This window comes from Arcobacter caeni (assembly GCF_003063245.1).
GTDB classification, from domain to species: domain Bacteria; phylum Campylobacterota; class Campylobacteria; order Campylobacterales; family Arcobacteraceae; genus Aliarcobacter; species Aliarcobacter caeni.
In genome coordinates, this window is record NZ_MUXE01000027.1 from 1 (window position 1) to 8,460 (window position 8,460).

Sequence of the window (8,460 nt, forward strand, 5' to 3'; positions counted from 1 at the left end):
GCTCCACCGATACTTTTACCAGCTTTTATATCACGAGCAAATTGCTCTACATCTATTTCTATCTTCATCTTTGTGTCCTTTGGTATTGTTTATTTTACCTGTTTGACACAAAATTTTGAACGATCCCGTAAATTCAATAGTAGAAAAAATAGTTTTATTTATGATTCTATCCCTATTACTGTATTACTTTTTAACTACATTATCCATTACACTTTTAACATTATTAATTATGACAATTTCCTTAGGTTTTGTAAATAAAAATTTCAAATACTTTTTACTATTACTCTTTTTTTCCTTTTTATTAAGGGAAGATATTGCCATTCATTCTTTACCATATATAGTTGTAGGGACATTAATATTAAAACCTAAAATATCATATTCTAAAAAAGATTTATATTCTTTAATTATATTTAGTGCTTTTTTAGTGTTAAGTATTAATAGTAAAAATATAGATAAAAACTATATGGAATGGCTTAATTTTAATAAATCAAGAACTATGTACAACGATCTTTCTATCAAAGATACCGAACTAACAATTACAGAAGATGAACTTTATTATATTAAAAATTGGCAAATTCAAGATAATAAATTGGTTAATAGTGAAAACTTAACGAATACTCCATTAAGTCTATTCTCAAAAATAGATCAAATAATCAAAGAAAAAAATTACAACCTAATTATAAATCATAAATTTAATTATATCATTTTATTTTTAGTAGTCATATCAATGATATTAATACTTTTAAGATATAAAAATTCAAGACTTTTTTTATACAGTTCTCTTATTGGTGGTATTATATTGTTGATTTTGATAAGAGATGTGGAAAGAACAACAATTCCATTATTTTTATTGTGGTCTTTTATTGTATATGAAGATAGCAAGGAAAGTTTAAAAAGTTATTCTAAATACTTTTTATTAGCTTTTTTATGTATTTTAATTTACTATAATAACGCTTTTATCATTAACTTTGATTATAAAGAAAAATTAGTTTTGCAAAAAGAAGCATTGAGTTTAATTCAATCTTCAGATGTAAAGGTTGAGCTATCAATCTATTTTCCTACAGATTTTAAATTTAACGAAATATTGTCTAATAACATTATGTTTGATGAAATAAATTGGATTAATTCTAAAAACAACATATTACCAGCAGGATGGACATCTCGAACAGATTTATTTTATAAAACACATAATATAAGCCATAATAAAGATATTAGAAAATATCAAAACTATTATGAGTTTCTAATGGATAATAAGACAGCTTTTATAGGAGGTAAAAAAATTAATCAATCGCTAAATAATAGAGTTTTAAAAGGATATGATCAACATTATTTACCTAAAGATAGTACTTGCAAGCATAAAGTTTATATATTAAAAGAATCAAGTAATTTTTCTATTACTCAAATTAGATTAGATTGTAAAGAGGGGCAAGAAAAATGATACCATTTAATAAAGCACTCCAAACAAACAAATAATTCTTTTAGATACAACAGGTCAGTCACCAGTGGCAATAGTTATGAATGCAAAATACCTTGCTAATAGGTGGGTACAAAGAAAGCAATGAGTATGTTATAGGATACTAAAAGATACAAATAAAGATATTTTAGAAGAAGAGTGGATCTTGCTAGCAAAAGATTGATCGATAAGTTTGGATTTAAACTTGATGAATAAATTAGGATTAAAATTTCCAGAAAACTATACTAAAAGTGGAACATTAATTTTTGAAATCGAGAAATGAACTCAAGAGTTATGGATCCCTGTTAAAAATAATGAAATGATTAAGTATAAATATTATAATAAACCAACTAATTCCATTCTATTATTACTCATAAAAGACCCGTGAAAGTCACTATAAGTGCCGTTTAAAGGGCTTTCGACTTGCTCATAAGCCGGAGGTCGAGGGTTCGAGTCCCTCTCTTGACACCATTTCTTAAATGAAATACGGCGCTGGTGTAGCTCAGTTGGTAGAGCAGCTGATTTGTAATCAGCAGGTCGGGAGTTCGACTCTCTTCACCAGCTCCATTTTCAAACTTTATTCTTGGGGTATCGCCAAGTGGTAAGGCAACTGCTTTTGGTGCAGTCATTCCTAGGTTCGAATCCTAGTACCCCATCCACCACATATTTAATAAAAAAATCTAATTAATATTTGATACTGTTGATTATTTAACAAATTACATATAAATCGCGGAATAGAGCAGCTAGGTAGCTCGTCGGGCTCATAACCCGAAGGTCTCAGGTTCAAATCCTGATTCCGCAACCAATACAAGCTTTTAGCTATTTGAACTTTTATAGTTCTTTTTACTAAAAGCTTTTTTTTACTCAATTTTATATTAACAGTTTAGTATAAGTATAAACTCTACACCTTTATAAATCTTATTCTCATATTCAAATTCTATATTTTGTGCTTCTATTTTTCCATTCATTCCCTCATCAATTAGTTTGTAAGTCATGTGAAGTCCTAGTCCTGTACCTTGTGATTTATGTTTTGTTGTGAAATATGGGTCATATATTTTTGAAATTATATTTGGAGAAATTCCTCCTGCATTATCTTTAATACTTATATTAATAATATTATTTTGTAAGCTTGTCGAGATAAATAATAGAGGATTTTCTTGGTTTATTTCTTTAAAAGCATCTTTTGAATTATTGAAAATATTTATTAGACATTGAATTAATTCATTTGGATAACCCTCTAGTTTTATATCTTTTTCTAAATCAAGAATTATATTTATATTATCTGTTTTTATTGTAGATTCAATAATATGTAAAAAGTTATTTATTGTAGTAGATAAGTCATAAGTCTTTATTTTTCGATCGCCTTTTATGAAGTTTCTAAAATCATTTATTGTTTCTGATAAATATTGGGCATTTTTATTAATTAAGTCCATATTTTGAACTAACTCTTCTTCTTTTAAAGTTCCAAATTCTTTTTGTATTTTTATTCCTGTAGCAATGGTAGAAATTATAGATAAAGGTTGTCTCCATTGATGTGCAATATTACTTATCATTTCTCCCATTGAAGCTAATTTATCAGCTTTGAAGAGTTTTTCTTGGAAGAGTTTATTTTTTTCAACTTCTTCATTTATTTTTTCTTCAAGAGATGAATTTAGCTTATTTAGTTCATTTTTCTTTTCTTTTAAAATTTGATTTGATTTTTCTAATTCTTGAGTTCTTTTTAAAACTTCATTTTGAAGAAAATTATTATTGTGTTTTAATAAGTATTGTCTATATAAAAAGAATACCAATAATATAATAATAAAAGCTATTAGTAGCCATAAATAAGTATAATCTTCAATCTTTTCATATTTAATTGATACCCATTTATTAACAATATTTTGAATGTCATCTTTCGTTAATGTTTCAATGGCTTTGTTTAAAATATCTTTTAAAATAGGTTCATTTTTTATGACACCAATTCTTAACTGATTTTCATAATCTTCTGGTTGATTTAGAATTTTAAGATTAAAAAACCCTTTTTCTTTTATATTAAATGCTGAAATTATCATAGATCGAACTGTTAAATCTGCTTTTTTTTCTTCTACAAGTTTGAATGCTTCATCTTCTGAATCTACTGGAATTATAATAAGTTTTGGAAAATCCTTTTGAAATCTTTCATACATTGCTGTTCCTTTTGGTATAGCAATAGAAGCTTTGATTTTTGATAAATCTTTTATAATATCACTATCAAGTCTACCAATAATCACATTTGGGTCTTTAAAAATAGGTTCAGTAAAAGTAAGCCACTCTTTTCTTTGGGGAGTTTCATTTAAAAAACTCATTAAATCGCATCTTTTTTCTTTTGAAAATTCAATACTTTCTTCCCATGTTTTTGTGGGAATTATTTTTATTTCAATTCCTAATTTTGAAGAAATCAACCTTATAATATCAGCTGCAATTCCAATATGTTTACCATTTTTATCTAGTACTTCAAATGGCTCCCACTCTGGATCAACACACATCGTTATTGTTTTTTTTGTAGATAAATAATTTTCTTCTTCAATATTAAGAGGTATTGTTGATTTTAATTCTATGTTATTTGTATTTATCCATTTTCTTTTTAATTCAAACTCTTCAGCTAGAGTTATTTCCTTTTTTGCTTTTTCTAAAATTTCTTGTAATATTTTATTATTTTTGTTTGTTGCTAAATGCATATTAAGATTAAATTTAGTATCTTTTATTTCAAAAGCAGCTTTTAAATTTGTAATTAAACCATTTTCCATAAAATAATTGGCAACTGCAAAGTTATCAATAAAACCATCAACTTCTCCATAAGCTAATTTTTTTAATCCTGCGATTGTGTCTTCAACTAAAATTAAATTTATATTTGGATAATGTTTTTTTAAAAGTTCTTCTTCATAAAAACCTTTTATAACAGCTAGATTTTTCCCCTTAAAATCATCTAAATTTTTTAAGTTATTTATATCTTTTTTTGTAAATACAGTATCAAATGTTTTAGCGTAAGGTGTTGTGAAATTTAAATATTTTTCTCTATCTTCTGTTTTCCCAATATTTAACATTACATCAATTTTATTCTCTTTGATCAGCTCTAAAAAATCATTCCAATTAGGTCCTGATATATACTCAATCGTTAATCCAACTTTTGAAGCTAATAAGTTCATATAATCTATTGAATAACCCATTGGTTTTGCGTCTTTATTATAATTAATTGGTGGCCAGTTTAATTCATTGTGTACTTTTATAATAGAATTTTTTATGTAGTTTTTTTCTTCCAGTGTTAATATATTTTCTATCTTATTATTTATATCAAAATAGTAATTATTTAATATCTCACTGATGTTATAATCTTTGTTAACTAAACCTAAATTTGTATACATATCAGCATTTAATTTGATTAATTCAGGTGTGATTGCACCTATTTTAAATACATTTGTTTTAAATATTTTTTCTGTTTGAATTGCTTCAAATAATAAAGACTCTTTAGTTTTTATTTTTGTATATTTATTATAAATTAGTTCAACTATTTCTTCTTTGTTTTTAAAAGCATATTCCCACCCTTTATTTGTAGCTTCTACAAAGTTCTTAACTTTTTGTATATCAGAATTTATTACATCTTCACTTGTAAAAAGTTCAACATCATAAGAATAAATTCCAAAATTAGCTGGATTTAAAATATTATATTTTATTCCTAATTTATCAAGTTCATAAGGCTGTGAAGTTGTAAATACGCTCATTGCATCAACCTCCCCCTTTACAAACTTATCAACTTTAAAATTATGATTTACTAAAGTATAATCATTCTGATTTATTCCAGCGTCTTTTAGTATTACTCCTAAACTTGTATGACCCATTTCCCAATCAACAGCCATAATTCTTTTATTTTTTAAATCAGCAGGAGTTTTTATTTCTGGTTTCGTAACAAGTGCAAGGGCATTTTGCTTAAAATATGAAGCAATTAAAACAATAGGTTTTTTATTGAGTTTTTCCAAAATTAAAGCAGATGAAGATATTCCAAAAGTTGCATTTCCACTTAAGACTTCTTGAATTATATTTATACCTTGCTTGAACTCTTTTATCTCAACTTCAAGTCCAACATCTTTATAGTAACCTTTTTCAACAGCAGCATAAAAACCAGCAAACTCAAATTGATGTTTCCACTCAAGTTGTAAGGTCACTTTTTCTAATTCATTTGTTTGATTCGCAAATAAAAAGTTATTTAGAAATAGAGTTAATAAAATTGTTAATTTAAATAGAGCTTTCATTTATCTTCTTTTTTTCTTCTATTATAATATAAAACTTTTTTATTTAATTGAAAGCTTGTTCATTAACTAAACATTAATTAATAATTGATTACCATATATATATGATTAAAAAAGGAACCCTATGAAAAACCTTTCTATAAAAACTAAATTATTACTTATAGTAATAGTTACAATACTTCTTGTTGCTACAATGATAGCCTTAAAATCAATATATGAGATTAATAATTTGACGCAGCAAAATATTGAAGAATATAAACAAAATGCTTACAGTACTGCAAATGAAGAATTAAAATCATTTACAAATTTTGCAAAAAATATAATTGTAAATCTTTATAATCAATCTTTACCTGAAAATGTTAAAGAAAATGCAAAAGAAAATTTAAAAAATCAAACAGATTTTTTATTCACAATGTTAACAAGATTATATGACGAACAAAAAGGAAAGGTTTCAGAAGCAGAGTTGAAAAAAATTATTTTGGATACTATTGATTCTGTTAGATATGGAGAAAATAAAGATTATTTCTTTGTTTATGATGAAAACTCTACGATATTAAAACTACCTATTAGTCCAGAAAGAGAAGGTACAAAAAATACTCAACCTTATGTTAAAGAATTTATCAATAAAGCTATTACAAATGGAGAGGGATTAGTTCCTTATGAGCAAGTGGTAAAAGATAAACCATCACGACAAAAAGTATCTTATGTAAAACTATTTAAACCTTTTAATTGGGTAATTGGAACAGGAGCTTATGTTGATAATGCGACAGAAGCTTTACAAAAAAAAGCTTTAGAGCAAGTTTCTCAACTTAGATTTGGAAAAGATGGATATTTTTATATTTATGATTATTCAGGAGTAAATATAATGCATCCAGTAAAACCTGACCTTGTTGGTAAAAATTTAATAGATCTAAAAAGTAAATTGGGTGTTTATTATATAAAAGATTTAATTGAAGTTGCTAAAAAAGGTGGGGGAATTGTAACTTTCGATTTTGAAAAACCAAATGACACTAAATTATATGAAAAAATAGGTTATGCCGCAGGTTTTGATGAGTGGAAATGGATGATTGGAACTGGTGTATATACTGAAGATATTGAAAAAAATATTGAAATAATGAAAAATAATTCAAAAGAAAAAATAACTTCTACAATATTTGGAATATTACTTATTGCTGCAATTGTTTCAATTATTATTATGTTCTTTGTAACATTTTTTATTAGAAAAGAGATAATTGGTCCTTTAAATAACTTTCAAGTGGGACTTTTGGATTTCTTTAAATATCTTAATAAAGAGACAAAAAATGTTGAAAAAATCTTAATTAAATCTGATGATGAAATAGGATTAATGACAAAAATTGTAAATGTTAATATTGAAAAAACAAACAAATTAATTCAAGAAGATGAAAAATTAATTCATGATGTAAAAGAAGTAGTTTCTGAAATAAACAAAGGTAACTTAAGAAATAGAATAGAAGCTAAAACTGAAAATGAAAGTTTAGAAGAATTAAAAAATATTTTAAATGAAATGTTAACTGTAGTTTCAGAAAAAATAAATGATGATTTAATTGTTATTGATGAAGTTTTAAATGAATATAAAAATGTTAATTTTAAAGTTAGAATAAATAATCCACATGGAGTTGTTGCAAAAGCACTTAACTCTTTAGCTGATACTATAAATCATATGTTGGTTGAAAGTAAATCAAATGGATTAACATTAGAAGAGAGTTCACATATTCTTTTGGCAAATGTTGATAAATTAAATATAAGTTCAAACGAAGCAGCAGCAAGTCTTGAAGAAACAGCAGCTGCAATTGAAGAGATAACTTCTAATATTAGAAATAATACAGAAAATATTGCAAAAATGTCTACTTATTCAAATAGTGTAACAGCATCTGCTTTGGATGGTGAAAAATTAGCAAATCAAACAACAGTAGCGATGGATGAAATTAATGAGCAAGTTAATTCAATAAATGAAGCGATAAGTGTAATTGACCAAATAGCATTCCAAACAAATATTCTTTCATTAAATGCAGCAGTAGAAGCAGCAACTGCTGGAGAAGCAGGAAGAGGATTTGCAGTTGTAGCAGCAGAAGTAAGAAATCTTGCTTCAAGAAGTGCAGAAGCTGCTAAAGAGATAAAAAGTATCGTAGAAAATGCAACAAAAAAAGCGAATCAAGGAAAAGTAATTGCTGGAAACATGATTAATGGATATAAAGAATTAAATCAAAATATTACAAATACAATAAATTTAATTCAAGATATAGAAATGTCAAGTAAAGAGCAATTAAGTGGAATTGAGCAGATAAATGATGCAGTAAATCAATTAGACCAACAAACACAACAAAATGCTGCTGTTGCTTCTCAAACTCAAGATGTCGCTGAAATTACAGATGAAATATCAAAATTAATTGTAAGTGATGCAAATGCAAAAGAGTTTATTGGTAAAAATGAAGTTCAAGCAAAAAAAATGAGCCACAAAAGTGAATCAGCAACTAAAACAATAACTCCAGTTATTCATAAAAAAGTGGCATCTCAAGATAAAAAAGTTGTTTCAAATAAATCAACTAAATCAGAAGATGCAGAGTGGGAAAATTTTTAGAATTTTCGACCTTGTAAAAGGGATCGTTCAAAATTTTGTGTCAAACAGGTAAAATAAACAATACCAAAGGACACAAAGATGAAGATAGAAATAGATGTAGAGCAATTTGCTCGTGATATAAAAGCTGGTAAAAGTATCGGTGGAGC

General features: G+C 26.1%; 3 protein-coding genes and 3 tRNA genes. 5 read left to right on the forward strand and 1 reads right to left on the reverse strand.

Annotated features, from left to right (window positions below; genetic code table 11):
* The first annotated feature begins 115 nt into the window (after positions 1-115).
* The 4 genes from B0174_RS11725 (at position 116) to B0174_RS11740 (ending at position 2,258) form a co-directional block, all read left to right on the forward strand.
* Positions 116-1,438 carry a hypothetical protein gene (locus tag B0174_RS11725; protein ID WP_133174801.1) on the forward strand — a complete coding sequence of 441 codons (1,323 nt, stop codon included), beginning with the start codon at positions 116-118 and terminating at the stop codon, positions 1,436-1,438.
* Between the two features lie 506 nt (positions 1,439-1,944).
* A tRNA-Thr gene (locus B0174_RS11730) sits at positions 1,945-2,020 on the forward strand.
* 17 nt (positions 2,021-2,037) lie between these two features.
* Positions 2,038-2,112 (forward strand) — tRNA-Gln (locus B0174_RS11735).
* 69 nt (positions 2,113-2,181) lie between these two features.
* Positions 2,182-2,258, forward strand: a tRNA-Met gene (locus B0174_RS11740).
* Positions 2,259-2,328: 70 nt separating this feature from the next.
* On the opposite strand, the gene B0174_RS11745 is transcribed toward B0174_RS11740, so the two are convergent.
* On the reverse strand, positions 2,329-5,718 hold the full coding sequence (locus B0174_RS11745; protein ID WP_108561236.1) for an ABC transporter substrate-binding protein: 3,390 nt from the start codon (positions 5,716-5,718) through the stop codon (positions 2,329-2,331).
* 121 nt (positions 5,719-5,839) lie between these two features.
* Between B0174_RS11745 and B0174_RS11750 the strand changes: the two genes are divergently transcribed.
* Positions 5,840-8,314 carry a methyl-accepting chemotaxis protein gene (locus B0174_RS11750; RefSeq protein ID WP_108561239.1) on the forward strand — a complete coding sequence of 825 codons (2,475 nt, stop codon included), beginning with the start codon at positions 5,840-5,842 and terminating at the stop codon, positions 8,312-8,314.
* Positions 8,315-8,460 lie beyond the last annotated feature (146 nt).